General features: G+C 70.2%; 21 protein-coding genes and 1 tRNA gene. 10 read left to right on the top strand and 12 right to left on the bottom strand.

The features are described 5' to 3' along the window. The first annotated feature begins 81 nt into the window (after positions 1 to 81). The 3 genes from EWH70_RS03420 to EWH70_RS03410 are packed head-to-tail and all read left to right on the top strand — an operon-like array spanning position 82 to position 2,133. Positions 82 to 720, top strand: a complete 639-nt coding sequence (locus tag EWH70_RS03420) for an aminodeoxychorismate/anthranilate synthase component II (RefSeq protein WP_130473761.1) — start codon at positions 82 to 84, stop codon at positions 718 to 720. 1 nt (position 721) lies between these two features. After that, positions 722 to 1,498: an ATP-binding cassette domain-containing protein gene (locus EWH70_RS03415; protein ID WP_130473760.1), complete on the top strand. Its 777-nt coding sequence runs from the start codon at positions 722 to 724 to the stop codon at positions 1,496 to 1,498. After that, positions 1,495 to 2,133, top strand: coding sequence for a hypothetical protein (locus tag EWH70_RS03410; RefSeq protein WP_130473759.1), 639 nt, complete (start codon positions 1,495 to 1,497; stop codon positions 2,131 to 2,133). The genes EWH70_RS03415 and EWH70_RS03410 overlap by 4 nt, the downstream gene beginning before the upstream one ends. A gap of 4 nt (positions 2,134 to 2,137) precedes the next feature. On the opposite strand, the gene pknB is transcribed toward EWH70_RS03410, so the two are convergent. The 7 genes from pknB to EWH70_RS03375 form a co-directional block, all read right to left on the bottom strand. Next, complete coding sequence (pknB, locus tag EWH70_RS03405; RefSeq protein ID WP_130473758.1) at positions 2,138 to 4,081, bottom strand: Stk1 family PASTA domain-containing Ser/Thr kinase; 1,944 nt, start codon at positions 4,079 to 4,081, stop codon at positions 2,138 to 2,140. Then, complete coding sequence (locus EWH70_RS36455; RefSeq protein WP_165436137.1) at positions 4,082 to 5,392, bottom strand: serine/threonine-protein kinase; 1,311 nt, start codon at positions 5,390 to 5,392, stop codon at positions 4,082 to 4,084. A gap of 4 nt (positions 5,393 to 5,396) precedes the next feature. Beyond that, entirely contained in the window at positions 5,397 to 6,866 is a 1,470-nt protein-coding gene (locus tag EWH70_RS03395) for a peptidoglycan D,D-transpeptidase FtsI family protein (protein ID WP_130473757.1), read from the bottom strand. Beyond that, on the bottom strand, positions 6,863 to 8,350 hold the full coding sequence (locus EWH70_RS03390) for an FtsW/RodA/SpoVE family cell cycle protein (RefSeq protein ID WP_130473756.1): 1,488 nt from the start codon (positions 8,348 to 8,350) through the stop codon (positions 6,863 to 6,865). Before EWH70_RS03390 ends, EWH70_RS03395 begins: the two co-directional genes overlap by 4 nt. Before the next feature lie 36 nt (positions 8,351 to 8,386). Further along, positions 8,387 to 9,793 carry a PP2C family protein-serine/threonine phosphatase gene (locus tag EWH70_RS03385; protein ID WP_130473755.1) on the bottom strand — a complete coding sequence of 469 codons (1,407 nt, stop codon included), beginning with the start codon at positions 9,791 to 9,793 and terminating at the stop codon, positions 8,387 to 8,389. Further along, positions 9,790 to 10,257, bottom strand: a complete 468-nt coding sequence (locus EWH70_RS03380; protein ID WP_130473754.1) for an FHA domain-containing protein FhaB/FipA — start codon at positions 10,255 to 10,257, stop codon at positions 9,790 to 9,792. The genes EWH70_RS03385 and EWH70_RS03380 overlap by 4 nt, the downstream gene beginning before the upstream one ends. Positions 10,258 to 10,353: 96 nt before the next feature. Next, positions 10,354 to 11,589, bottom strand: coding sequence for a DUF3662 and FHA domain-containing protein (locus EWH70_RS03375; RefSeq protein WP_130473753.1), 1,236 nt, complete (start codon positions 11,587 to 11,589; stop codon positions 10,354 to 10,356). 128 nt (positions 11,590 to 11,717) lie between these two features. Here EWH70_RS03375 and EWH70_RS03370 point away from each other — a divergent pair. Then, positions 11,718 to 11,800, top strand: a tRNA-Leu gene (locus EWH70_RS03370). A gap of 249 nt (positions 11,801 to 12,049) precedes the next feature. Here the strand turns inward: EWH70_RS03370 and EWH70_RS03365 are convergent. After that, a complete protein-coding gene (locus EWH70_RS03365) occupies positions 12,050 to 12,424 on the bottom strand; it encodes an FKBP-type peptidyl-prolyl cis-trans isomerase (RefSeq protein ID WP_130473752.1) in 375 nt (124 codons plus the stop codon). Between the two features lie 156 nt (positions 12,425 to 12,580). Here EWH70_RS03365 and EWH70_RS03360 point away from each other — a divergent pair, with 156 nt between their 5' ends. Beyond that, a complete protein-coding gene (locus EWH70_RS03360; RefSeq protein ID WP_130473751.1) occupies positions 12,581 to 15,385 on the top strand; it encodes a penicillin acylase family protein in 2,805 nt (934 codons plus the stop codon). A gap of 119 nt (positions 15,386 to 15,504) precedes the next feature. Beyond that, positions 15,505 to 16,377 carry an SGNH/GDSL hydrolase family protein gene (locus tag EWH70_RS03355; protein ID WP_130473750.1) on the top strand — a complete coding sequence of 291 codons (873 nt, stop codon included), beginning with the start codon at positions 15,505 to 15,507 and terminating at the stop codon, positions 16,375 to 16,377. On the opposite strand, the gene EWH70_RS03350 is transcribed toward EWH70_RS03355, so the two are convergent. Then, on the bottom strand, positions 16,370 to 17,914 hold the full coding sequence (locus EWH70_RS03350; RefSeq protein ID WP_130473749.1) for a carboxylesterase/lipase family protein: 1,545 nt from the start codon (positions 17,912 to 17,914) through the stop codon (positions 16,370 to 16,372). The genes EWH70_RS03355 and EWH70_RS03350 overlap by 8 nt on opposite strands. 102 nt (positions 17,915 to 18,016) lie before the next feature. Between EWH70_RS03350 and EWH70_RS03345 the strand changes: the two genes are divergently transcribed. Beyond that, positions 18,017 to 19,057 (top strand): trans-sulfuration enzyme family protein, encoded by a 1,041-nt coding sequence (locus EWH70_RS03345; protein WP_130473748.1) that lies wholly within the window; start codon positions 18,017 to 18,019, stop codon positions 19,055 to 19,057. Here the strand turns inward: EWH70_RS03345 and EWH70_RS03340 are convergent. The 3 genes from EWH70_RS03340 to EWH70_RS03330 are packed head-to-tail and all read right to left on the bottom strand — an operon-like array spanning position 19,054 to position 21,372. Continuing rightward, positions 19,054 to 19,470, bottom strand: coding sequence for a PPOX class F420-dependent oxidoreductase (locus EWH70_RS03340; protein WP_130473747.1), 417 nt, complete (start codon positions 19,468 to 19,470; stop codon positions 19,054 to 19,056). The genes EWH70_RS03345 and EWH70_RS03340 overlap by 4 nt on opposite strands. A gap of 34 nt (positions 19,471 to 19,504) precedes the next feature. After that, on the bottom strand, positions 19,505 to 20,560 hold the full coding sequence (locus EWH70_RS03335) for a patatin-like phospholipase family protein (RefSeq protein WP_130473746.1): 1,056 nt from the start codon (positions 20,558 to 20,560) through the stop codon (positions 19,505 to 19,507). Positions 20,561 to 20,601: 41 nt separating this feature from the next. Then, positions 20,602 to 21,372 carry a FadR/GntR family transcriptional regulator gene (locus EWH70_RS03330; RefSeq protein WP_130473745.1) on the bottom strand — a complete coding sequence of 257 codons (771 nt, stop codon included), beginning with the start codon at positions 21,370 to 21,372 and terminating at the stop codon, positions 20,602 to 20,604. Between the two features lie 77 nt (positions 21,373 to 21,449). Between EWH70_RS03330 and EWH70_RS03325 the strand changes: the two genes are divergently transcribed. Genes EWH70_RS03325 through EWH70_RS03315 form a run of 3 tightly spaced genes read left to right on the top strand, consistent with a single transcriptional unit; the run spans position 21,450 to position 24,696 of the window. Further along, the gene (locus EWH70_RS03325) at positions 21,450 to 22,934 is read left to right on the top strand and encodes an ABC transporter substrate-binding protein (RefSeq protein WP_130473744.1); all 1,485 of its coding nucleotides are present in this window, start codon (positions 21,450 to 21,452) and stop codon (positions 22,932 to 22,934) included. Further along, the gene (locus EWH70_RS03320) at positions 22,931 to 23,878 is read left to right on the top strand and encodes an ABC transporter permease (protein WP_130473743.1); all 948 of its coding nucleotides are present in this window, start codon (positions 22,931 to 22,933) and stop codon (positions 23,876 to 23,878) included. The genes EWH70_RS03325 and EWH70_RS03320 overlap by 4 nt, the downstream gene beginning before the upstream one ends. Further along, on the top strand, positions 23,875 to 24,696 hold the full coding sequence (locus EWH70_RS03315) for an ABC transporter permease (protein WP_130473742.1): 822 nt from the start codon (positions 23,875 to 23,877) through the stop codon (positions 24,694 to 24,696). Before EWH70_RS03320 ends, EWH70_RS03315 begins: the two co-directional genes overlap by 4 nt. Positions 24,697 to 24,716 lie beyond the last annotated feature (20 nt).

The raw sequence follows: 24,716 nt of genomic DNA, 5'->3' as shown, positions 1-24,716 counted from the left end.
ACCACGGTAAAGTAAGGTAAGGCTAACTTACATTGTGATCTGCCTGACCGTCCAGCATGTGAGCATCGCTAGAGTGGCGGTATGCGAGTTCTGGTCGTCGACAACTACGACAGCTTCGTCTACAACCTCGTGCAGTACCTGGCGCAGCTCGGCGCCGACTGCACGGTGTGGCGCAACGACGTCGTCGACCTCGACCGCGTCCCCGACTTCGACGGCGTGCTGGTCTCGCCGGGGCCGGGAACCCCGGAACGGGCAGGTCAGAGCATCGACGTGGTCCGCCGCTGTGCCGGGAGCCGCACTCCGATGCTCGGCGTCTGCCTCGGCCACCAGGCGCTCGGCGTCGCGTTCGGCGCGACCGTCGACCGGGCCGACGAACTGCTGCACGGCAAGACCAGCCAGGTCCACCACGACGGTGCCGGTGTGCTGGCCGGGCTGGCCGACCCCTTCACCGCCACCCGCTACCACTCGCTGACCGTGCTCCCGGAGACCATCTCCGACGAGTTCGAGGTCACCGGCCGTACCGAATCCGGCGTGGTGATGGGCATGCGACACCGTGAGCTGCCGCTGGAAGGCGTCCAGTTCCACCCCGAGTCGGTGCTGACCGAGGGCGGCCACCGCATGCTGGCCAACTGGATGGCCGCGGCAGGTCACCCGGTCGCCGCGTCCACCGTGGACACCCTGGAGCTGTCGACCCGGACGTTGCAGCGGGCTGCCGGCTGACGTGCCCGCGCGGCTGGCCGGCGTCGGCAAACGGTACGGCGGGGGCGGGCCGGTGCTCACCGGCGTCGACCTGGAGGTCGGGACCGGCGAGGTCGTCGGCATCGTCGGCCGCAACGGCTCGGGCAAGTCCACGCTGCTGCGGATCCTGGCCGGGCTATCCCGGCCGTCCGCCGGAACGGCGACGCGGTCCGGGCGGGTCGGCTACCTGCCGGACCGCTTCCCCGGCGCGAGTCGGATGAGCGCACGGGCCTACCTCAAGCACATGGCCAGGATCTCCTGCGTCGACGACCGGGCCGCTGAGCTGCTGGAACGCCTCGAACTGGCCGGTGGGCCGGACACCCCGATCGGCAGGCTGTCCAAGGGCAACGCGCAGAAGGTCGGGCTGGCGCAGGCCCTGCTCGGCGACCCGGAGTTGCTGGTGCTGGACGAACCCTGGTCCGGCCTGGACACGGTCAGCCACGGCGTACTCGGCGAGATCATCGCTGAGACCAGGGACCGCGGCGCGAGCGTCGTGTTCACCGACCACCGGCCGGACCTGGCACACCGCCAGGCGAGCAGGGTGCTGGAACTGTCCGGCGGCTCACTGCGGCCTGCCCACGGGCACCGCAGGCGCATCCGGCTCACCGGCGGCACCGGGGACTGGGCCGCCGAGCCCGGGGTGCACGTCGAAAACGCCGAGAACGGCCACGTCGACCTCTCCGTCGACGCCGACCGGTCCGACGCCGTGCTGCTGACCGCGCTGCGCCGCGGCTGGTCGGTACGTGAGGTCCGCGAATGATCCGTTACCAGCTCGCCCTGCTCGCGCACTCCCAGCGGTACCTGCCGCCGCTGCTCATCCAGCTCGCCGTGTTCGGCATCCTCTACGGCGACGCCAACGCCCAGCCGCTGCCGGAGTTCACGGTCAGCGCGGGCGCGTTGACCGTCGTAGCCTGCTGGCTCACCATCGCGCTGGTCGACGCCGAGGACCCGGTGCAGCGGCTGGTGACGCTGAGCCACGCCGGACGGCGCAGGTGGACGTTGGTGACCGCGGTCGTCCTCGCCGTCCTCGTTTGTGCCGGTTGCCTCACGGCCGTGTCACTGGCCTGGTCGGCGTTGTCCCACGGCGGGCTGGCGGCAGGCGATCTCGGGCTCGGCGTGCTCGCTCACCTGGCCTGTGCGGCAGCGGGCATCGCGGTCGGGCTGCCGTGCTCCAAGCTGGTGACCGCGCGGATCGGCTGGACCGTCGTGCTGGCGTTCCTCGGCCTGACCGCGCTGATCCTGGTCCGCTGGATCCCGGTGATCAACCCGATGCTGCGGGCACTTGCCGGCCGGCCCAATGCGACGGCCGCCGTGCTGGTGAGCACGGCGGCCGCCGTCGTCCTGCTGCTCCTCAGCGGAGCGGTCACCGCGCTGGTGGCCACCCGGAGGAGCTGACCTGTTACGGGATGCCGATCCCGCCGCCCGGGCGCTTGCCGATGAACAGCGTGATCGACTGGTTCTTCTCGATCTCACTGCCCTTGCCCGGGATGGAGCGGGTGACCTTGCCCTCGTCCTCCTTGTCCGCGACCGGATCCTCCTGCGTGTTGATCTGGCCGGACCAGCCGGCGTTCTGCAACGCCTGGGTCGCCTGGTCCTCGGTCATGCCGACCAGGTCGGGCATGGTGATCTTCGCGTCCGCGCCGTTGGACACCTCGAGCAGGATCTCCGTGCCCTCCGGCTGCTGACCGCCGTTGGGGGTCTGGTTGACGACTTGGTCCTTCGGCTTGTCCGAGTCCACGTCCTTGCGCTTGACCTCGAAGTTCAGCGCCTCCAGCGCCCGCTTGGCCTCGGCGTAGGTCTTGCCGGTCTGGTTCGGGACGTTGACCTTGTTCGGCTCCTTGCCGACGGTGATCACGACCTGCTGACCCTGCTCCAGCTCGGTGCCGGCCGTCGGGCTCTGCTTCTGGACCTTGCCGTACTGGTTCGGATCGTTGACCTTGGTTTCCTGGATGTTCGGGTCGAGCGCGAAACCGGCCTCGATCAGGGCCTTCTCGGCTTCCTCCCTGGACTTGCCCACCAGGTCGGGGACCGGCTTCTTCTCCGGGGCCTTGCCGACGGTGAGCACGATCTTCGTGCTGGTCGCCACCTTCTGGCCGGCCGCGGGGTCGGTGCCGAGCACCTTGCCGTAGTCGTCGCTGGTGCAGGGCTCCTGGTTGGTCTTCGGGTCCTTGACGCAGGGCTTGTACTGCTTCTCGATGTTCTGGAAGCCCGCCTTGTTCAGGTCGGCGACGGCCTGCGCCTCCGACATCTTGGCGACGTTCGGGACATCGACGGCGACCTCCTTGCTGTCGAACAGCCCGGTCGCCCACATGATCCCCGCCACGGCCAGCACGCCCAGCACGGCGAGGGCGGCCAGGATCTTGTTCCTGCGCCTGCGGCGCTGCCGGTCGTCCTCGTCCGGGTCGTACGCCTCGGGCGGGTAGTCGTCGTAGGCAGGCTGGCGACGGCTGTTCATCACCTGCGTGCGCTCGTCCTCCGACATGACCATCGGCGCCAGCGGATGCTGACCGGACAGCGTGCGCACCAGGTCCGACCGCATCTCCGCGGCCGACTGGTAGCGGTTGGCAGGGCCCTTGGCCAGCGCCTTCAGCACCACTGCGTCCAGCTCGGGGGAGACCGCCGGGTTCACCGCCGACGGCGGCTGCGGGTCCTCCCGCACGTGCTGGTAGGCCACGGCGACCGGGGAGTCGCCGGTGAACGGCGGCTCGCCGGTGACCAGCTCGTACAGCACGCAGCCGGCGGCGTAGACGTCACTGCGGGCGTCCACCGACTCACCCCGTGCCTGCTCGGGCGAGAGGTACTGGGCGGTGCCGATGACGGCCGCGGTCTGCGTCATCGCGGCCTGGCCGTCGTGCATGGCCCTGGCGATGCCGAAGTCCATCACCTTGACGGCGCCGGTCGTCGTGATCATCACGTTCGCCGGCTTGACGTCGCGGTGGATGATGCCGTGCCGGTGGGAGAAGTCCAGCGCGGCGCAGACGTCGGCCATGACCTCCATGGCCCGCTTCTGCTGCAGCGGCCCCTCGGTCTTGACGATGTCCCGCAGCGTGCGCCCGTTGACGTACTCCATCACGATGTAGGGCAGCGGGCCGTACTCGGTCGGTGTCTCACCGGTGTCGTAGACGGCCACGATCGCCGGATGGTTCAGCGCCGCGGCGTTCTGCGCTTCCCTGCGGAAGCGTTCCTGGAACTGCGGATCCCTGGCCAGGTCGGCCCGTAGGACCTTGATGGCCACCTCACGGCCAAGCCGGACGTCGTGCCCGTGGTGGACCTCGGACATGCCGCCGTACCCGATCGCGTCACCGAGCTGGTAGCGGTTGGAGAGCAGTCTGGGTGCGCTCATCTATCCGTGCCGTTTCCGTTCCGTCCAGGTTGTGCTCATCATGCCTGCTGTGCCTGCGACACCGCTGTCATCCGGTGAACGCAGCGATCCACCCGGTGCGTTGTCCTCGTATCCGCCATCTTCGCCACCACCTGATGGTGCCTGACGTGGCCCCGGAACGCCTGCGCTGGTCGAGGGCATATTGTCCGGTGCGGGCGGTGTGGTCCGTGTCGAACCCAACAGTCTGGGCAGCACCAGGGCCGCCGCCACGATGAGAATCACCACCACCAGGCCCAGCAGTACCCACAGCGCGACCGGGCTGCGCCGGCGCTGTGGCGTGAGCACTCCGCCCGACGGCGGGGCGACCGGCTGCAGGCGGGGATGGGTGCCCGGGCTGACCGGCGGCGGCCCGTGCGGCACGGGAGCAGGCGCCACGGGCGCCATTGCCACGGGCGGGTTCGGCAGTGGAACATACGCGGCCAGCCCGGCAGGCGTCGGCAGGGGGTGGCCGGCCCGCACGGCGGCGACGGCCGCGGCGAACTCGCCGCCGTTGTTGTACCGCTGCCTCGGGTCCTTGACCAGGGTCGCCTCGATCAGCGCCCGCGCACCCGGCGGCACGTCCGGCGGCAGCGGTGGCGGCATGTCCCTGATGTGCATCATCGCCACCGTCACCGCGTTCTCGGAGAGGAACGGGCGGTAGCCGGTCAGGCACTCGTAGCCGCACACGGCCAGCGAGTAGACGTCGCTCGCTGGCTCGGCGTCGTGGCCGAGTGCCTGCTCGGGGGCGATGTAGTGGGCGGTGCCCATCACCATCCCGGACCGGGTGACCGGGGCGGCGTGCGCGGCCTTGGCGATACCGAAGTCGGTGACCTTCACCTTGCCTGCCGGGGTGACCATGATGTTGCCCGGCTTGACGTCCCGGTGGACCAGCCCGCGTTCGTGCGCGGCCTGCAGTGCCTCGCCCGCCTGCTGGAGCACGTCCAGGGTGAACTCGGCGGAGATCCGACCCTGCTTGGCCAGGATCGCGGCAAGCGGGTCACCCTCCACCAGTTCCATCACCAGGTAGGCGATGCTGAGCTCCTCAGCGACGGTTTCCCCGTAGTCGTGTACGGCCGCGATGCCGGGATGGTTCAGCGACGCCGTCGTGCGCGCCTCGGTGCGGAACCGGTGCAGGAACTCGGCGTCGCCGGACAGTTCCGCCTTCAGCACCTTCACCGCGACGGTGCGGTCCAACCGGGTGTCGCTGGCCTTCCAGACCTCGCCCATACCGCCGACCGCGATCCGGCTGGTGAGCCGGTATCGATCGGCGACCAGCTGACCCGTGGACAGCATCTGCTCACCCACCCCCGAGCGCGGCGGCGATGGTGGCCCGGCCGATCTCGGCCGCCACCGTGCCGCCGGTGGCGGCGAGCCCGCGGTTACCGCCGGACTCGACGAGCACCGCGATGGCGATCTGCGGGTCGTCCGCCGGCGCGAACGCGGTGTACCAGGCGTGCGGCGGGGTCCGCTTGGGGTCGTTGCCGTGCTCGGCGGTACCCGTCTTGGAGGCGATCTTCAGTTCCGGCTTCTTGCCGCCGCCCTGGGTGTTGGCCTCGGAGGCGATCATCATGTCGCGCAGGACGGCCGCGTTGCTCGCCGACATCGCGGAGTCGCCGGTCAGCTCGTCCGGCGTGTACTTCTCCATCTCCGACATGTCCTGCGCCAGCAGCGACTTGACCAGCTGCGGCTTCATGGTCGTGCCGCCGTTGGCGACCGTCGCCGACAGCAGCGCCACCTGCAGCGGGGTCAGCCGGACGTCACGCTGGCCGATGCCGCTCTGGTACAGCTGCGGCTTGCCGTCGAGGTCGCCGACGCCGGACGGCGCCACCCGCATCGGGATGTTCAGCCCGTTCATGCCGATGCCGAACTTCCCTGCCATCGCCAGCATCTTCTCCTTGCCGAGGTTGCCCGCGATCTCGGCGAAGGCGGTGTTGCAGGAGTAGGCCAGCGCGTCCTTGAGCGTGCTGCCCTTGCAGGTCTGGCCGCCGAAGTTCTCCAGGTCGGCGTTGGTGCCGGGCAGCTTGATGTTGGCGGCGGTCTGGACGGAGGCGTCGGCCTTCATGCCGTCCTCCAGCGCCGCCGCGGTGGTCAGGATCTTGAACGTCGAGCCGGGCGGGTAGGTCTCCGAGATCGCCCGGTTCAGCATGGGCTTCTTCGGGTCCGCGTCGAAAGCGTTCCAGGCGGCCTGCAGTTCCTTGCTGTTGTGCGTGGCGAGCTTGGCCGGGTCGTAGGACGGCGTGGACACCATCCCGAGGATCTCGCCCGTCTTCGGGTTCAGCGCCACCACGGCGCCGGTGTAGCCACGCTTGGACATGCCGTCGAACGCGGCCTGCTGCACGGCGGGGTTGATGGTCAGCGCCACGTTGCCGCCGCTCGGGTCGCGGCCGGTGAACATGTCCGACAGCCTGCGGACGAACAGCCGCGGGTCCGAGCCGTTGAGCACCTCGTCCATGGCGCGCTCGAGGCCACCGGAGCCGTAGCGGATCGAGTAGTACCCGGTGACCGGCGCGTACACCTGACCGCCCGGGTAGGTGCGCACGTACTTGTACTTGTCGTCGATCGGCTCGGTACCGGCCAGGATCTGCTGGTTTCCGGCGGCGATGATCCGCCCGCGCTGGCGGGAGTACTCGTCGAGCAGCACCCGCTGGTTGCGGCTGTTGGTGCGGTAGTCGTCGGCCTCGATCATCTGGATGTAGGTGACGTTGGCCAGCAGCAGCAACACCATGACCAGCATGGCGATGCTCACCCGGCGCAGCGGTGTGTTCATCCGTTGGCCCCCTGCGGTCCCTGTGCCTGCCCCTGCTGGAGCTGCGGAAGCTCCTCGCGCTGGACCATGACGGTGTGTGCCTCGGCCAGCGGCGCCTGCTGCTGCGGCTGCCTCGGCTTCGGCCCGGCCTGCGGCCTGCGGGCGGCGTCGGAAATGCGCAGCAGCAACGCCACCAGGATGTAGTTGGCCAGCAGCGAAGAACCACCGTAGGACAGGAACGGCGTGGTGACGCCGGTCATCGGGATGAGGTTGGTGACACCGCCGACGATGACGAACAGCTGCATGATGATGATGAACGACAGGCCGCCACCCAGCAGCTTGCCGAACGTGTCCCGCACCGCCAGCGCGCTGCGCATGCCCCGCATCGCCAGGATCACGTACACCATCAGCAGCGCCGCCAGGCCGATGAAGCCGAGTTCCTCGCCGAGCGCCGCGCTGATGTAGTCGGTCTTGGCGGCAGGCACGATCTCCGGCCTGCCCGCGCCCAGCCCGGTACCGGCCATGCCGCCGGTACCCAGCCCGAACAGGGCCTGGACCGGCTGGTAGCCGGCGCCATCGGCCTTCGCGAACGGGTCCAGCCAGTTCTCCACGCGGGTCTGGACGTGGCTGAACAGCTGGTAGGCGATGAGCGCGCCGGCGGCGAACAGGCTCAGGCCCAGCGCCACCCAGATGAACCGCTCGGTGGCGACGTACAACATCATCAGCACGACGCCGAAGAACAGCAGCGACGTGCCGAGGTCCTTCTCGAAGACCAGGATGCCCAGGCAGGCGACGGCGGCGATGAGGATCGGCCCCAGGTCCCGCGCCCTCGGCAGCTCGACCCCGAGGAACCGCTTACCGGCCGACATGAACAGGTCGCGCTTCGACACCAGGAAGGCGGCGAAGAAGATCATCAGCAGGATCTTGGCGAACTCGCCCGGCTGGATGGCGAACAGACCGCCGACCTTCACCCAGACCTTCGCGCCGCTGACCTCGGACAGCGAGGCGGGCAGCAACGCGGGCAGTGCCAGCGCGATGATGCCGACTAGTCCGAACGTGTAGGCGTAACGGGTCAGCGTGCGGTGGTCCTTGACCAGCAACAGCACGCCGAGGAACAACACCAGCGAGATGGCCGTCCACAGCAGCTGCTTGAGGGTGTCGCTGCCGATCGTCTCGCCTTGTGCCGCCTTGGCCAGGTCGATCCGGTAGATCATCACCAGGCCCAGGCCGTTGAGCAGCGCCACACACGGCAGGATCAGCGGGTCGGCGTACGGTGCCCATCGCCGGATCGCCAGGTGCGCCACGGCGAACACGGCCAGGTAGCACGCGCCGTAGCCGAGGATCGCCCAGCTGAGCTGATGCTCCTGGTTGGCCTCGACCAGGATGAACGCGAACGTCACGATCAACGCGGCGAATGCCAGCATGACCAGCTCGGTCCCCCGCCGCTTCGGAAGCTCGCGCGGCGGGTTCGTCACGTACTGGCCGGCCGGGTCAGGGTTGGACATGGTCACCCGCGTCCGCTCTTGGCGCGTGGCGGCACATCAGCGGCCACCCGCGGGACGTGGCCGGCAGTCCACCCCCGGCTGCCCTGCCGGGCTGGAGGTCGCCGGAGCGGACGACGACGGAGGCGGTGGTGGCTGTTCCTGGACGAAGCCGCCCACGAAACCGCCGCCCGAACCCTGGTCCGGCGGCGCGCCGCCGCCCTGTGTCATGGGCTCGGGGCAGTCCTTCAGCCGCTTGTGCTGCAACTCGACGATGTAGTTGCGGGCGGCGGCGAGGTTCTCCCGCTGCACACCGTTGCGGACGGCTTCGCGGAACGCCTCGGGCAGATCGGGCAGCCGCAGCTTGTCGCACAACGCGGCGCCGGGCGAGCACGAGCCCTCGACCTGGCGTTGCAGATCGATGCCCAGCGCACTGCCCGTCACGCCCTGGAAGATCACGACCTCCTGGTCGGGCCCCTCGCCGACGTAGTACTTGCTCAGCACGAAGTACCGCACGCCGACGCCGGCGGCGGCCAGCACCACCAGGATCACGGCGACGATCACGAACGCCTTGAACCACTTGCGCCGCTTGGCCTTCGGGTCCGGCGGAGGCGGCGACTGCTCGGCCCGCGGCTGCGGCGGCGGGGCGGTCAGCGCCCTCGCGCGCGCGGCGGGGGAGTCGCCCTGGTGGTTGAAGTCGTCGCTGCCGTCTCCGGCGGCGCCGCCGAGAATCGGGGCGTCCTCACCGAAATCCACGTCGACGACGTCGGCGATGATCACCGTGACGTTGTCGGTGCCACCGCCCTTGAGCGCCAGCTCGATCATCCGGTCCGCGCAGTCCTGCGGGTCGCGGATGAGCATGGCCTCGGCCATCGTCTCGTCGCTGACCATGCCGGAAAGACCGTCCGAGCAGACCAGGTAGCGGTCGCCCGCCCTGGCCTCGCGGATGGTCAGGCTCGGCTCCACCTCGTGCCCGGTCAGTGCCTTCAGCAGCAGCGAGCGCTGTGGGTGGGTGGCCGCCTCCTCCTCGGTGATGCGGCCCTGTTCCAGCAGCTCGTTGACGAAGCTGTCGTCGCGGGTGATCTGGGTGAACTGACCGTCGCGCAGCAGGTAGGCACGCGAGTCGCCGACGTGCACCAGACCCAGCCGGGAACCGGAGAACAGCACCGCGGTCAGCGTGGTGCCCATGCCGTCGAGGTCGGGGTCGTTCGCCACCAGCTCGGCGATCGCGCTGTTTCCCGCCGCCACCGCGTCGCGCAGCTGGGTGAGCAGGTCGTCGCCGGGCTCGTCGTCGTCGAGTGGAGCCAGCGAGGCGATGACCACCTTGCTGGCGACCTCACCGGCGGCGTGACCACCCATACCGTCGGCGAGTGCGAGCAGGCGAGGGCCGGCGTACACCGAGTCCTGGTTGTTGGAACGCACCAGGCCACGGTCACTGCGGGCCGCGTAGCGGAGGACGAGGGTCATGGGCGAAGCTCGATCACCGTCTTGCCGATCCGGATGGGGGCCCCCAGCGGGACGCGGAGGGGTGCTGTGACCTTAGCCCGGTCGAGGTACGTGCCGTTCGTCGAGCCCAGATCTTCCACGTACCAGTCCTCACCCCGCAGCGAAAGCCGTGCGTGCCGGGTCGAAGCGTAGTCATCGTCGAGGACCAGCGTTGAGTCGTCGGCCCGGCCGATCAGGATGGGCCTTCCGTCCAGCGCGATCCGCGTCCCGGCGAGCGCGCCGTGGGTGACGACCATCTGGCGCGGCACCTTGCCACCGCGCTGCGGCTTCTTCTTCTCCTTGCCCCTGCGCAGACTCGGCAGGGCCACCCGCAGGCCGGACGCGGCGTAGAGGTCCGAGCGGACGACCCGAAGCGCGGCCAGCACGAACAGCCACAGCAGGATGAGAAATCCCACCCTGGTCAGTTGAACGACCAGCTCTGGCACTGTGCGTGTCAGCTCCTGCCTTGTCTCGGGTGCTCCGGGTGCGTTGCAGCGCCCCCGCAGGTTCCATTCTGCGGGAGGCGCCCTGAGAGGCTGCGGTCAGCCCTGCGTGCGGAACACCAGCGAGGAGTGACCCACCCTGATCACGTCCCCGTCGGCCAGCTGCCAGGTCTGCACCGGGGTGCCGTTGACCGTGGTGCCGTTGGTGGAGCCGATGTCGGCGAGCGTCGCGCTCTGGCCGTCCCAGGTGATCTCCAGGTGCCTGCGGGAGACGCCGGTGTCCGGCAGCCGGAAGTCGGCGTCCTGGCCGCGGCCGACGACGTTGCCGCCCTGCTTCAGCGAGTAGGTGCGGTTGGAGCCGTCGTCGAGCTGCAGGCTCGCCGAGAGCTGACGGCCGCCACCGGGGGGCGGGTAGCCGCCACCCTGCTGGGCGTACGGGTCGGCAGGCTGCTGGAAACCGCCGGAGGGCGGGTAGCCACCGCCGCCCTGCTGGTCGTAGCCGGGCTGCTGGTAGCCGCCTTGGTCGTACCCGCCGGGCTGCTGGTAACCGCCCTGGTCATAGCCGCCGGGCTGCTGGTAGCCACCTTGGTCGTACCCGCCGGGCTGCTGATAGCCGCCCTGGTCATAGCCGCCAGGCTGCTGATAACCGCCCTGGTCGTAGCCGCCAGGCTGCTGCTGGTAGCCACCCTGGTCGTAACCACCCTGCTGGTACCCGCCCTGGTCGTAACCGGGCTGCTGGTAGCCGCCTTGGTCGTAGCCGCCGGGCTGCTGCTGGTAGCCGCCCTGGTCGTACCCGGGTTGGCCCTGTCCGTAGCCGTACTGGCCCTGCTGGCCGTACGGGTCACCCTGGTCGTATTGGCCGTAGCCGGGGGGCTGGCTCATTGCTGGGTCTCCTGCGTTGCTGGGTCGTGCTGACCGTCCAGGACTTCCGCTGTCGGCGGCCGTTGTCTCAGCGGCCGTGACATCGGGATCGACGGACGAGCGGGTCTTGAACTGTCCAGTATGCAGCGCCTCGTTGCGCTCGAGCGAAACTACGACGTCACCATAGGTGTCCCAGCCGTGCTCGGCGAGGTGCGCCGCCACGGCGTCAGCGAGCACTCGGGTGACCCGACGCTCGTCCCCGGCCATCCGATCGTGATCCGCGGGCCCCAACGACACGATGTAGTGATTGGGTGCCAGCTCACGCCCTCCGGCCAGCTGACGAACGTTGTCCTCACTCTCACGCTCCAGCGCCTGCGCCACCTCCTGGGTGACGACATTGCCTCCGAACATGCGCGCGAAGGTGTTGCCGACCAGGCCCTCCAGGCGTCGATCAAAACGCTCAACGCGGCCCACCGGTTCAACGCCTCCTCACACGTGTGCTTCCGCACCCGATCCTATCTGGGTACGGAGGGTTCGAGCAGACCCCCGGGAAAACCCGTTCCGGGCCCCTGATACGCTCATCGAGCTGTCGCAGTGACTCAGGGCGAGTGGCGGAATGGCAGACGCGCACGGTTCAGGTCCGTGTGTCCGAAAGGACGTGAGGGTTCAACTCCCTCCTCGCCCACAGTGTTCGGGAGGCTCGGCTGGCGCCTCGCCTCCCTCCCGGTGTTCTCATCATGTTGGGGGGCCGAGCCCCCCAAATCCCCCACGGTGCGGTCTGTCACCTTGGCTGCGTGGTTGCTTTCGTTCAAAGCTCGTGAAGGCCACCTTCATTACGTGAGACGTAATGAAGGTGGCCTTCACCTTGTTTGGGGTTCGCGCCCCACATCGCGTTCCCCTGTGACACCGGTAGGGAGGGGTGTCACAGGGGAGGTTAGCGGACCGCCATGAGGTCCACCACGAAGATGAGCGTTTCGTTCGGCTTGATTTTGTTGCCGGCGCCCTGGGAGCCGTAGGCGAGGTGCGGCGGGATGGTCAGCTTGCGGCGGCCGCCCACCTTCATGCCCTGGACGCCCTGATCCCAGCCCGGGATCACCTGACCGCGGCCCAGGAAGAAGTCCAGCGGCGCGCCGCGGTTCCACGAGGCGTCGAACTCCTCGCCTGTGGAGAAGGACACACCGACGTAGTGCACCGACACCGCGTTGCCCGCCTCGGCGACCGGTCCGTCGCCGACGGAGATGTCGACGACCTCCAGTTCGGCCGGCGGCGCGCCCTCGGGGCGGTCGATCTCGGGTCGCTGCGGTGCCATGGATGCTCTCCTTCGTGATCGGCTTCTCGCCCGCACGCTACGCGACGTGCACCGACGTTGCGCGTACGCCATCAGGGCCAACGAATGCGAAACCTATTCACAATTAATTGACCCGTGGGTAACGTGCCCCGCGTCACCTTTTTCCAAGGAGCGAGGATGCAGCGGACCTCACGGATCCTGACCACGGCACTGGCCCTCGTGCTCGGCGCGGGCGGGCTGGCAGCGCTGCCCGCGGCGGCGGCTCCGGCGCCCGCCGTCGTCGATCACTGCGGTAACCAGTGTGCCGACATCCTGCCCCCGGGGCAGAACGGAAACGCCACGCTCGCCGAGATCCTCGCCCACCGGGTGCTCGGCACCCGTCCGGCGCACTCGGCCGATCAGCTCGGCAAGTACGCCGACCTCGCCTCCGGCTATCGCGGGCTCACCACGTCCACGATCAACAAGTTCTTCAACGACGCGTCGTTCGGCGTTCCACCCGATCAGGTGGAGAGCACCAGCAAACCGCGTGCCGACGTCACGATCGTGCGGGACAAGGCGACCGGCGTCCCGCACATCACCGGCACCACCCGGTCCGGGCTGCAGTTCGGCGCGGGCTACGCGGCCGCGCAGGACCGGCTGTGGCTGATGGACATCTTCCGCAGGGTCGGCAGGGGGCAGCTGTCGCCGTTCGCCGGCGGTGCCCAGGGCAACCGCGACCTGGAGCGGCAGTTCTTCGGCGCCGCTCCCTACACCGAGGCCGACCTGCAGGCGCAGGTCGACCGGGTCGCCAACAGCGGGCCGCGGGGCAAGCAGGGGCTGGCCGACGCCACCGACTACATCGCGGGCATCAACGCCTACATCACCGCCGCGTACAACGGCCGCTACTTCCCCGGCGAGTACGTGCTGACCGGGCACGTCGACGCGATCACCAACGCGGGCAGGATCGAGCCGTTCAAGCTGACCGACCTCGTGGTGCTGTCCTCGGTCGTCGGCGCGCAGTTCGGTGGCGGTGGTGGCGGCGAGGTGCAGGCCGCCATCGCGAAGCTCGCGGTGCAGGAACGCTACGGCGTCGAGAAGGCCGAGGAGGTCTGGCGCGGCCTGCGGGCCGAGGACGACCCGGAGACCGTGCGGACGCTGCACGACGGGCAGTCCTTCCCCTACGGCAAGACGCCGGCCAACGCCCAGGGCAGGGCGATGCCGCAGCCAGGTTCGGTCACCCCGCAGCAGACGGTGTTCGACGAGGTCGGCGGCAAGGGCGCGCAGGTGCGCGTGCCGGCGCCTGCCGAGCAGGAGCCGCTGCGTGGCGAGTTCGCCGACGGTGTGCTGCCGGCGAACCTGCTGTCCGAGAAGCACGGCATGTCCAACGCCCTCGTCGTCTCCGGAAAGCACACCGAGAGCGGCAACCCGGTCGCGGTGTTCGGCCCGCAGACCGGCTACTTCGCACCGCAGCTGCTCATGCTGCAGGAACTGCAGGGGCCGGGCATCAGCGCTCGCGGCGCGTCGTTCGCGGGCCTGAGCATGTACGTGCTGCTCGGCAGGGGACAGGACTACTCGTGGAGCGCGACGACCTCGGCGCAGGACATCATCGACACCTACGCCGTCGAGCTGTGTGAGCCGAACGGTGGCACGCCGACGAAGGAGTCCAACGCCTACCGCTTCCGTGGCCAGTGCCTGCCGATGGACGTCGTCGAGCGGCAGAACTCGTGGAAGCCGACCGTCGCCGACGGCACCCCCGCGGGCTCGTACACGCTGCGGGCCTACCGCACGGCCTACGGCCCGGTGACCCATCGCGCGCTGGTCGACGGCAAGCCGGTGGCCTACGCGTCGCTGCGGTCGACGTACCTGAACGAGATCGACTCGCTGATCGGCTTCCAGGAGATCAACGACCCGGCGGCGATCACGTCGGCCGCGGCCTTCCAGCGCGCCGCCCACAAGATCAACTACACGTTCAACTGGTTCTACGCCGACGCGAAGGACACCGCGTACTTCAACTCGGGCGCCAACCCGGTGCGTAACCCGGTCGTCGACCCGGCCATGCCCATCCGCGGCGACGCCGGCTTCGACTGGCAGGGCTGGAACCCGGACGGCAACCGGGCGAACTACACGCCGTTCGAGCAGCACCCGAACTCGATCAACCAGGACTTCTACATCAGCTGGAACAACGCCCAGGCCAAGGACTACGCGGCGGGCGGTTACGAGAAGTCCTCGGTGCACCGAGGTGACCTGCTCGACAGCAGGGTGCGGGCCCTGATCGCGGGCGGCAAGAAGGTCACCAGGGTCAACCTGACCCAGGCCATGGCCGAGGCGGCACTGGCCGACCTGCGGGCCGAGCGGGTGCTACCGGAGCTGCTGCGGCTGATCGACCGGGCTCCGGTGACCGACCCGGCCACCGCCGCGGCCGTGACGAAGCTGCGGGAGTGGCGGGACCGCGGCGCACTGCGGGCCGAGACGAAGCCGGGCAGCAAGGCCTACGCCGACGCGGACGCCATCAAGATCATGGACGCGTGGTGGCCGCTGCTCGTCCGCGGGCAGTTCGAGCCGGGCATGGGCAAGCAGGCGTTCGACGCGATGGTCGACGTGCTGAAGATCAACGAGTCGCCGTCGGGCTGGCAGAACGAGGTGCCGGGCAAGCACGTCGGTCAGCCACACCAGGGTTCGGCGTACCAGGCGGGCTGGTGGGGTTACGTGCACAAGGACATCCGCACGGTCCTCGGCGACCAGGTGAGCGGGCCGCTCGGCACCACGTACTGCGGTGGCGGCGACGCGAACGCGTGCAGGCAGATCCTGCTGGACACGCTGAAGCAGGCGGCCGCGCAGCCGGTCAACCAGGTGTACCCGGGCGACGCCGACTGCGGTGCCGGTGACCAGTGGTGTGCCGACGCGCTGATCCACCGCCCGCTCGGCGGGATCACCCACAGCAAGATCAACACGCAGAACCGGCCGACGTTCCAGCAGGTGGTGGAGTTCCGCACCAAACGCTGACGGTGAACGGGCTGCTTCACTCCGTGGAGCAGCCCGTTCGTCCGGATGGTCCCTGCCGCGTGGCCCGCGGCATGCCGATATCTCACACGCCAGGTTCACGCGTCCGAGCAGGGGAAACGATGCGGTTTCTGAAGAGGTTCGCGGCTGTGGCCGCCGGCTTGCTGGTGTTCGGTTCCGGGTTCGCCGGGGTGAGCGCGGCGGCGGCGCCGTACCGGCACTACGTCGCCCTCGGCGACTCGTACACGTCCGGTCCGTTCATCCCGTTCCAGCGGCTCGACCCACTGGGTTGCGCCCGCTCGACCGACAACTATCCGTCGATGCTGGCCAGGGCGTTGCGGGTGCGTGCCTTCACCGACATCAGCTGCGGTGGCGCGGACACCACGAACATGACCACCGGTCAGAGCGTCCCGCTGGGCTGGAACCCGCCGCAGTTCTCCGCGCTGCGGTCGACGACCGATCTGGTGACCATCGGCATCGGCGGCAACGACTTCGGGGTGTTCGGCGACCTGGTCGGCACCTGCCCGGGGCTGCGCGAGCAGGATCCGGCGGGCTCGCCGTGCCAGGACAAGTACACGGTGAACGGCGTCGACACCATCAAGGAGCGGATCAAGCAGACCCAGGTCCGGGTGACCGAGGTGCTGCGCGGGGTGCACCAGCGGGCGCCGAAGGCCAAGGTGCTGCTGGTCGGTTACCCCCGGATCGCCCCGCCGGAGGGCACCTGCCCGAGCGTGCTGCCGTTCGCCGACGGTGACGTGCGCTGGCTGGACAGCGTCGAGCAGGCACTGAACGCCGCGCTGGCGAACGCGGCGGCGGCTGACGGGGCGACCAGGTTCGTCGACATGTATCCCGCCTCGCTGGGCCACGACGCCTGCGCTCCGGGCGCAGCCGCGTGGATCCAGGGCAAGGACACGAACCTGTTCGCCGCCGCCAGCTACCACCCACGCCGGTCCGGGATGGCCGGCGTGGCCGCCGTGCTGCGCACCGTCACCTAGTCCGCCAGAACCCGCACTGGTGGTTGCGGGCGACGTCCACCGGTCCGCTGTGGCCGGCGGCCAGTGACTGGGCGATGCCGTCGCGGTAGCGCGCCCAGCCGGGGTCGCCGGTCCTGGCGAACGCCGTCCAGTGTCCGATCAGCTGCTCGGACAGCGGCTTCATGTGCGGTGGCAGCGGTTTCGCCGATCCACGCCCGCTGAAGAAGTACGGGATGTCCACGCCGTGTGACGCCGCGATCGGGATCTCGCCGACAACCTCGGGCGACGGCTCGGCGAACTCGTAGGCGTACACCGGTGCCCGGCGTGCGGCGGCGTCGTTGGCGGGCAGCTGACCGCAGGCGCCGACCGCGCGGCCCTCGTCGCTCAGGATCGTCGCCAGCGCGACACCCGGTGAGGAGTACTTCGCGGCCGGGTAGCGGGCCAGGACGGCCTCGGCGTCGGAGCCGAACAGGTCCCGCACCACGCCCGGGTACTGCGCGGCCGTCAGCGAGTGACCCTTGCGGTCGTAGTTGTTGGCGACCAGTGCGTTGGCTTCCTCCCGGGTGCCGCCGTGCAGCAGTGGCACCGGGTTGACGCCGACGCGCAGCGCGGTCAGCGGCTGGAACGGCACGGCCGGCGTACCGGTGACCGGCAGCCACGGCAGGCCGGTGATCCGCCGGTGCAGCGGTCCGTGCTGGCCCTGGTACAGCCCGGTCAACTCGGCGAACGGCTTGTCCCGCAGGCATTCCTCGGCGTGCCGGGCGTCGCCGCAGCCGAGATCGGCCGCGGTCTTGAGTCCCGTGCGCCGCGCGCCGGCGCGGGTGAACAGCTCGTTGCCGCACGGCGCGCTCATCACGATGGCCTTGTCGAAGAGCCCGCGTGCCGACGGCGAGGCCAGCTGCGCGCAGGTGTTGAACCCGCCGCCGGATTCACCCCACAGCGTGACGTTGCGCGGGTCGCCACCGAATGCCCCGATGTTGTTCCGTACCCAGCGCAGCGCGGCCTGCTGATCGGCGATGCCGAAGTTGCCGGAGTACGGGTCCCGCAGGCCGGGGTGGTCGAGGAAACCGAGCGCGCCGAGGCGGTAGTTGATCGTGACCACGGCGACCTCGCCCTGGCGCACCACGCGTCCGGGGTCGTAGGCGCCGCCCTGCCCGCCGATCAGTCCACCGTGGATGAACACCATGACCGGAACGGGCTTGCGGGCGTTCGCGGGAACGTCGACGTTGAGGAACAGGCAGTCCTCGCTGCCGACCAGCGTCGGCGGCTGGTGGCGGGTGTCCAGTTGCGGACATGGCGAGCCGATGCGGGTCGCGTCCCGCACCCCCTGCCACGGCTCCGGCGGTCGCGGTGCCCGCCAGCGCAACTCGCCGACCGGCGCCGCGGCGTAGGGAATGCCGAGGTAGCTGTGGACTCCGTCACCGGCACTGCCGCGGAGCGCGCCATCGCCGATGCGGACCACCGGATCGGCCGCGACGGCCGGTGTGGCGACCATGGCGGCCGCGGTCAGCATGGCCGCCGCGGCCCCGAGTATCGGAAGGTATCTGCGTTTCGTCATGCAGGCGAGGCTCGCAGCGACGCAGGGGTAGCGGCGTCTGCCCGGTGCGGTATCCGCGGCGTACGGCACCTGACGTAGACCGCGGAGGTTAGATTGCCGGGCATGGATCTCGACGACTGGTCGCCCCGCACCCGGGCCGTGGTCGCCGGCCGGCCGCAGGCCGAGGGCGAACCGCTGAACACGCCGCTCACGCCCGCCAGCAACTTCCACGCCGGCACCGAGCGGGCGTACTCCCGGGAGGACGGCACGCCGGGCTGGGAGGCGTTCGAGGACGCCCTCGGCGTCCTGGAGGGCGGGAACGCGACGGCGTTCGCGTCGGGGATGGCGGCGACGGCCGCCGTGCTGGACCTGTTGCCGGTCGGCGCCCACGTCGCGGTGCCCGTCTACAGCTACGCGGGCACCCGCGGGCTGCTCGACCACGCCGCCGGTACCGGCAGGCTGAAGGTCACCAGGGTCGAGCCGGACGACACCGAGCACTGGCTGCGGGCCGCCGACGAGGTTGACCTGGTCTGGCTGGAGTCGCCGACGAACCCGACGCTGGACGTCATCGACATCGCCGCCGTCGCGCGGGGACGGGCGCAGCTGGTGGTCGATAACACGTTCGCCACCCCGCTCGGGCAGCAGCCGCTGGCACTCGGTGCGGACGTCGTCGTGCACAGCGCGACCAAGCTCATCGGCGGGCACAGCGATCTGCTGCTCGGCGTCACGGTCACCCGGGACGGCGGGCTGGCACAGCGGCTGCGGGACACCCGCACCCGCAACGGCGCCACCCCCGGCGCGCTGGAGGCGTTCCTCGCGCTGCGTGGCCTGCGGACGCTGCCGGTCCGGCTGGCCGAGGCGTCGGCCACCGCGGCGCTGCTCGCCGAGCGGCTCGCCGGGCATCCCGCGGTGCGGCGGGTGCGCTACCCCGGCAGCGGCACGATGATCGCGTTCGAACTGGCCGACGGCGCTGCCGCCGACCGCGCCTGCCGCGGCTTCCAGCTGATCCAGCACGCCACCAGCCTCGGTGGCGTCGAGTCCAGTGTGGAGCGCCGGGCGGCGCTGGCAGGCGACAGTCACGTACCGGCCGGGCTCATCCGGTTCAGCGTCGGCCTCGAAGATCCCGAGGATCTGTGGCGTGACCTGGAGCGCACGCTGTCCTAAAGGTCGCGGGCGTGCAGGTCCGGGTTCGACGGCTCGATGTGCCAGGACACCGCCCGCCTCGGGTGGATGCGGATGACGTCCGGGGTGAAGAAGTCCGGCGCGATGGGTGGCGGGTCGACGGTGACCAGCTCGGCCCTGCCGCGGATCTCGATCCCGCGACCCCAGCCCGGCTTCAGCGCACCCGGCTCGTCCGGCGTCATGTCGTCGACGACGAACGACACCTCCGGCGACGCCTTGATGTTGCGGTACTTCTGGCTGGCGGCGTTGTCCGGGCCGCCGATGTCGATCGTGCCGTCGTCGTTGAACTGGAAGGCAACGGGCCGGACCTGCGGTGCTCCGCCGGGCCCGGTCGTCGCCAGTCTGCCCAGCGGCTGGCTTCCCAGGTAAGCCCGTTCGGCTTCGGTGAATGGCATGCCGACGACGGTAGAAGCTCAACTAATGTAGAGGTCAACCCAGCGCGGCGCCGGGGTACGGGAAGTCGCTCGGCGCCTTCGCCTCCGGGACGACGTGGGCCCGCATCGCCGCGTCGGTCACCGCGTAGCCCCAGTTGATCAGCCGCTCCTGCAGCACCGGCTTCATCCGGTGCAGGCGCGTCGGGGTGACAGCCAGCGCCGACGAGTGCTCGACCGGCGCCGGGAGGGCGTCCTCGACGCCGTAGTCGTCCAGCTCGCTGTGGCAGGACCAGTACGCACCGGCCAGCTTGCCGTCCACATAGGACTTGACGAGGGACAGCCTGCGCAGCGTGCGCACCTGGTTGTCGATGGTGCCCAGCACCCGGTACAGGTGCCGTGGCCAGTCCCTCGCCACCTTGTCGACGGTCTTCAGCCGCAGCCCGGCGTCGCTGGCGAGCACCGTGTCGCAGTACCGCAGCACCGGATCCAGCCCGAGGTTGTCGTACACCCCCGCGTCGCTCAGCACGGCCTTCTCCGGCATGCCGTTGGCCTGTTCGGCGGCGCTGGTCGGCACCAGGATCGGGGACAGGATCGGCGGGAACGCCGACGACGCCGCCACCGCGGTGGCCAGCCCGATCGGCGGCCCCTCGGCCGTCGCCGCCTCCTTGTCCTTGTAGAACCACCAGGTCTCGCCGTTGCACAGGTTCGTCGCGTTGAACACGAACTCCGGCGTCGACGGCAGCTGGTTGACCAGGAAGTCGCCGAGCAGGTGCCGCCGCAGGCTGCGGGCCAGCTCCTCGCCGACACTGCGGCCGGGCCGCAGCATCCCGCGCAGCGGCACCCAGATGTCCAGGTTCCTCGACGCGAGCGACCGCACCGGGTCGACGACGCGCCGGGTCAGATCCGTCGCGACGCCGTCGACGAAGTCGAGGTCGTTCCACGCCTTCGCCAGCACGCCAGCCACGATCGACCCGCCGGACACGCTGGAGATCACCCGCAGCCTGGGCAGCCAGCCGAGTTCGTTGAGCCGCAGCAGCGAGCCCGCGTGGAACAGCATCGCCCGGTAGCCGCCACCGGACAGGCACAGACCGACCTCACCCCTCGCAGTCATGCGGAAGAGCGTAGGAGGACTGCCCCGGTAGTGGCAGTGGGTTACACCGAGTCGTCACCTTCGGGTGCCCGATCGAGCAGTGGCCACAACATCGGCCGGTCGGCCTCGGCGACGTGCCCGGCGTAGCTGTCGTACAGCGCCTGCCTCGCCAGCCGCGCGGCGAGCGGGCCGTCCTGGCGGCGGACGGCGTCCAGCACCTGCTCGTGGTGCTCCAGCCAGGCCGCCATCAACGCGGACCGGTCGTCGGCCTTCGACAACGTCTCCTCGATGAGGTCCAGTACCACGCCGCGGACGACCTCGCCGCACACCACGAGCAGCGTGTTGCGGGTGGCCCGCGCGACGATCTCGTGGAACTCCAGGTCCGCCCGGCTGTACTCGGCGAACCCGCGCTCGGCGCCCGCCCGCATGGCCGCCATGGCGGCGTCCAGTTCCGCCAGCTGCTCGGACGTGCGCAGGTTCGCGGCCAGCTCGTAGGCCGCGCCCTCCACGACCATCCGGAACTGCAGCAGCTCCGCCAGGCTCAGCGTGTCCGCTCTGGCCAGCCGGTGCATCGACTTGTGCAGCACACCGGGCGACGCGGGCAGCACCTCGGGGCCACGCGGGTCGCCCGGCCGGGACCGGACCATCCCACCCGCCTGCAGTACCCGCAGTGCCTCCCGGACGGTCGACCGGCTCACCCCGAACTGGCTCATCAGCTCGCGCTCGCTGGGTAGCCGCTCGCCCGGCTTCAGCCGTCCGGTGAACACCGCCTGCTCCACCTGGTCGACCACGTGCTGGTAGGCGTGCACGGGAGCCACCGGCTGAAACTGCATGGCGTTTCTACCCCTTGACGACGAAGCGGACCGGTGTAAGCCTACTGGTCCGACCAGTAGACTGGCTAGGAGTTCGGATGAAGCGCCGAGTACCCGCCGCGGCCCTGGCGCTGCTGCTGGTGCTCGCGGGCTGCTCGGCCGGGTCGTCGGCCACCGTGCCGGACGACGGCTCCACGCTCGCGGTCGGCTTCACCGCCGAGCCGGCCAGCTTCGACCTCACCCGCAGCGACGGGGTCGCCATCCCGCAGGCGCTGCTCTACAACGTCTACGAGGGCCTGGTCCGGCTCGACGCCGAGGGGCGCGTCCAGCCACTGCTCGCGCAGCGCTGGACGGTCAGCCAGGACCGCACCGTCTACGACTTCCACCTGCGGCCGGGCGTGCGGTTCAGCAACGGCGCGCCGTTCACGGCCGAGGACGTCCGGTTCTCGCTGATGCGGGTGAAGACGGACTGGACGATCTCGCTCAAGTCCAAGATGGACGTCGTCAGCCGGGTCGACGTCGTCGACCCGCTGCACGCCAGGGTGGTGCTCAGCAGGCCGAGCAACAACTGGCTGTTCGACATGACCAGCAGGGTCGGGATCATGTTCAGCCCCACCGGCGTCGCCGACCTGGCCAACCAGCCCGTCGGCACCGGTCCCTACCAGGTCGCCGCCCGCAGGCGCGGCGACTCGATCGTCCTGCGCGCCAACCCGGCGTTCCGCGGGCCCGAGCCCGCCTACCGCACGGTGTACCTCAAGTACTACCGCGACCCGACGGCGCTCAACAACGCCTTGCTGAGCAACGGCATCGACGTCATCACGATCGCCGCACCCGACTCCATCCCGCAGTTCGAGGCCGACACCCGGTTCACCGTCACCCAGGGTTCCACCAACAGCGAGGTGGTGCTGGCCTACAACAACGCCAAGGCGCCGTTGAACGACCCACGCGTGCGCAGGGCGCTCACCCTCGCCGTGGACCGCAAGGCCGTGGTCGCCACGACCTGGGCCGGCCGCGGCACGGTGCTCGGCAGCATGGTCCCGCCGACCGACCCGTGGTACGAGGACCTGTCCGGCCTGGTGCCGCACGACCCGGCCGCCGCGCGGGCACTGCTGGCCGAGGCCGGGCCGCTGCCGACCCTGCGGCTGCGCATCCCGAATCTGCCCTACGCCGTCTCGGCCGCGCAGGTGGTGGCCGCGCAACTGGCCGATGTCGGCGTCACGGTGAACATCGAGCCGCTGGACTTCCCCGCGGTGTGGCTGAAGCAGGTGTTCACCGACCACGACTACGACCTGTCGATCATCCAGCACGTCGAGGCCCGCGACGTCACGACGTTCGGCAGGCCCGCCTACTACTGGGGTTACGACAACCCGGGGATCCGCGCGCAGCTCACCGAGGCCGACACCGGCACCGCGGCCCAGCAGATCGACGTGATGCGTCGCGTCGCCCGTACGCTCGCCCAGGACGCCGCGGCGAACTGGCTGTTCCTCGTGCCCAACGTGGTCGCCGCCAAGAAGAAGGTCACCGGCATCGTCCGCAACCAGGTGAGCGAGTCGTTCGACCTCACCGCGCTGGGGCACACGTGATCGCCCGGCTGGCCCGGCGCACCGGGATCCTCGCGGCCAGTGTGCTGGCCGCCTCGATCGTCGTGTTCGTGTTCACCTCGGTCCTGCCCGGCGACCCGGCGCAGGTCGCGCTGGGCGTCAACGCCACGCCGGAACTGCTGGCCAGGACGCGTCAGGAGTTCGGCATCGACCGGCCGCTGATCACGCAGTACCTGGACTGGATGGGCGGCGTGCTGACCGGCGATTTCGGCCGCTCCTACGTCACCCGCGACGTCATCGGCCCGCAGCTGGCCGACCGGCTCGGCGTCACGCTGTGGCTGGTCGGCGCCGGGATGCTGGTCGCCGTGCTGATCGCCGTTCCGCTCGGGACGCTGGCCGCCGCGCGGCACCGCAAGCCCAGTGGCGCGGTGATCTCCGGCGCGTCCCAGCTCGGCATCGCCGTGCCTGCGTTCCTCGCCGGAATTCTGCTGGTGCAGGTGTTCGCCGTCCGGTTGCAGTGGCTGCCCGCCGGTGGCTGGACGCCGCCGGCCCAGAACCCCGGCGAGTTCCTGCGCGGGCTGGTGCTGCCCGCGCTGTCGCTCGGCCTGGTGCAGGGCGCGGTGCTGACCCGCTACGTCCGCAGTTCCGTGCTCGACGTCCTCGGCGAGGACTACCTGCGTACCGCCCGCTCGAAGGGGCTGATGCCGGGCCGCGCGCTGTGGCGGCACGGCCTGCGCAACGCCGCCGTCCCGGTGGTCACCGTGCTCGGCCTGCAGCTGACCACGTTGCTCGTCGGCGCGGTGGTGGTCGAGCGGGTGTTCGTCCTGCCCGGGCTGGGCAGCATGCTGCTGGACGCCGTCGCCGCCCGTGATCTGCTGACCGTGCAGGGCATCGTGCTGGTGCTCGTCGTCGGCGTGCTGCTGGTCAACTACCTGGTCGACGTGCTGTACGCGGTGCTCGACCCGAGGTTGCGGGGGCCGGCGTGACCGGGCGCAACGGGAACCTGGTGACCGGCGCCGTGCTCGTCGGCCTCGTCGTGCTGGCCGCCGTCGTGTCGTTCCTGTGGACACCACACGATCCGCTGCGGGTCGACGCCGCCGTCCGGCTCGTCGGGCCGACCGGCGATCACCTGCTCGGCACGGACCGGTTCGGCAGGGACATCGTCAGCCAGCTGATGGTCGGCGCCCGCACGACGCTCTACGTCGGCGTGGTCGCGGTCGGCGTCGCCGCCGTCATCGGGACGCCGCTGGGCGTGCTGGCCGGGATGTCGTCGCGGTGGCTCGGTGAGCTGGTGATGCGGGTCAACGACCTGGTGCTCGCGTTTCCCGCGCTGTTGCTGGCCATCCTGTTCGGCGCGGTGTTCGGTGCCGACACGCTGACCGCGATGCTGGCCATCGGCATCGCCACCATCCCGTCGTTCGCGCGCATCGCCCGCTCCGGCACGCTGCGCGTGATGAGCACCGAGTACGTGCTCGCCGCCCGCTCGGCGGGCCGGTCCCGCTGGTACATCGCCTGGCGGCACGTGCTGCCGAATATCTCCGGGCTGATCATCGTGCAGTCCTCGGTGTCGTTCGCCATCGCCGTGCTGGCCGAGGCGGCGTTGTCGTTCCTCGGCTTCGGTACCCGCCCGCCCACGCCGTCGTGGGGTCGCATGCTGCAGGAGTCGCAGGAACTGCTGGCCGTCGAACCGCGCCTGGCGCTGGTGCCGGGCATTGCCATCGCCGTGGCCGTGCTCGGGTTCAACCTGCTCGGCGACGGCCTGCGGGACCGGTTCGACCCGCGTCTGCGGGAGGTGCGCCGGTGAGCCTGCTCGAAGTCACCGAC

The organism is Amycolatopsis suaedae (assembly GCF_004214935.1).
GTDB lineage: Bacteria > Actinomycetota > Actinomycetes > Mycobacteriales > Pseudonocardiaceae > Amycolatopsis > Amycolatopsis suaedae.
Note: the sequence above shows the minus strand (reverse complement) of the source record. Positions and strands in the feature narration are given on the sequence as shown.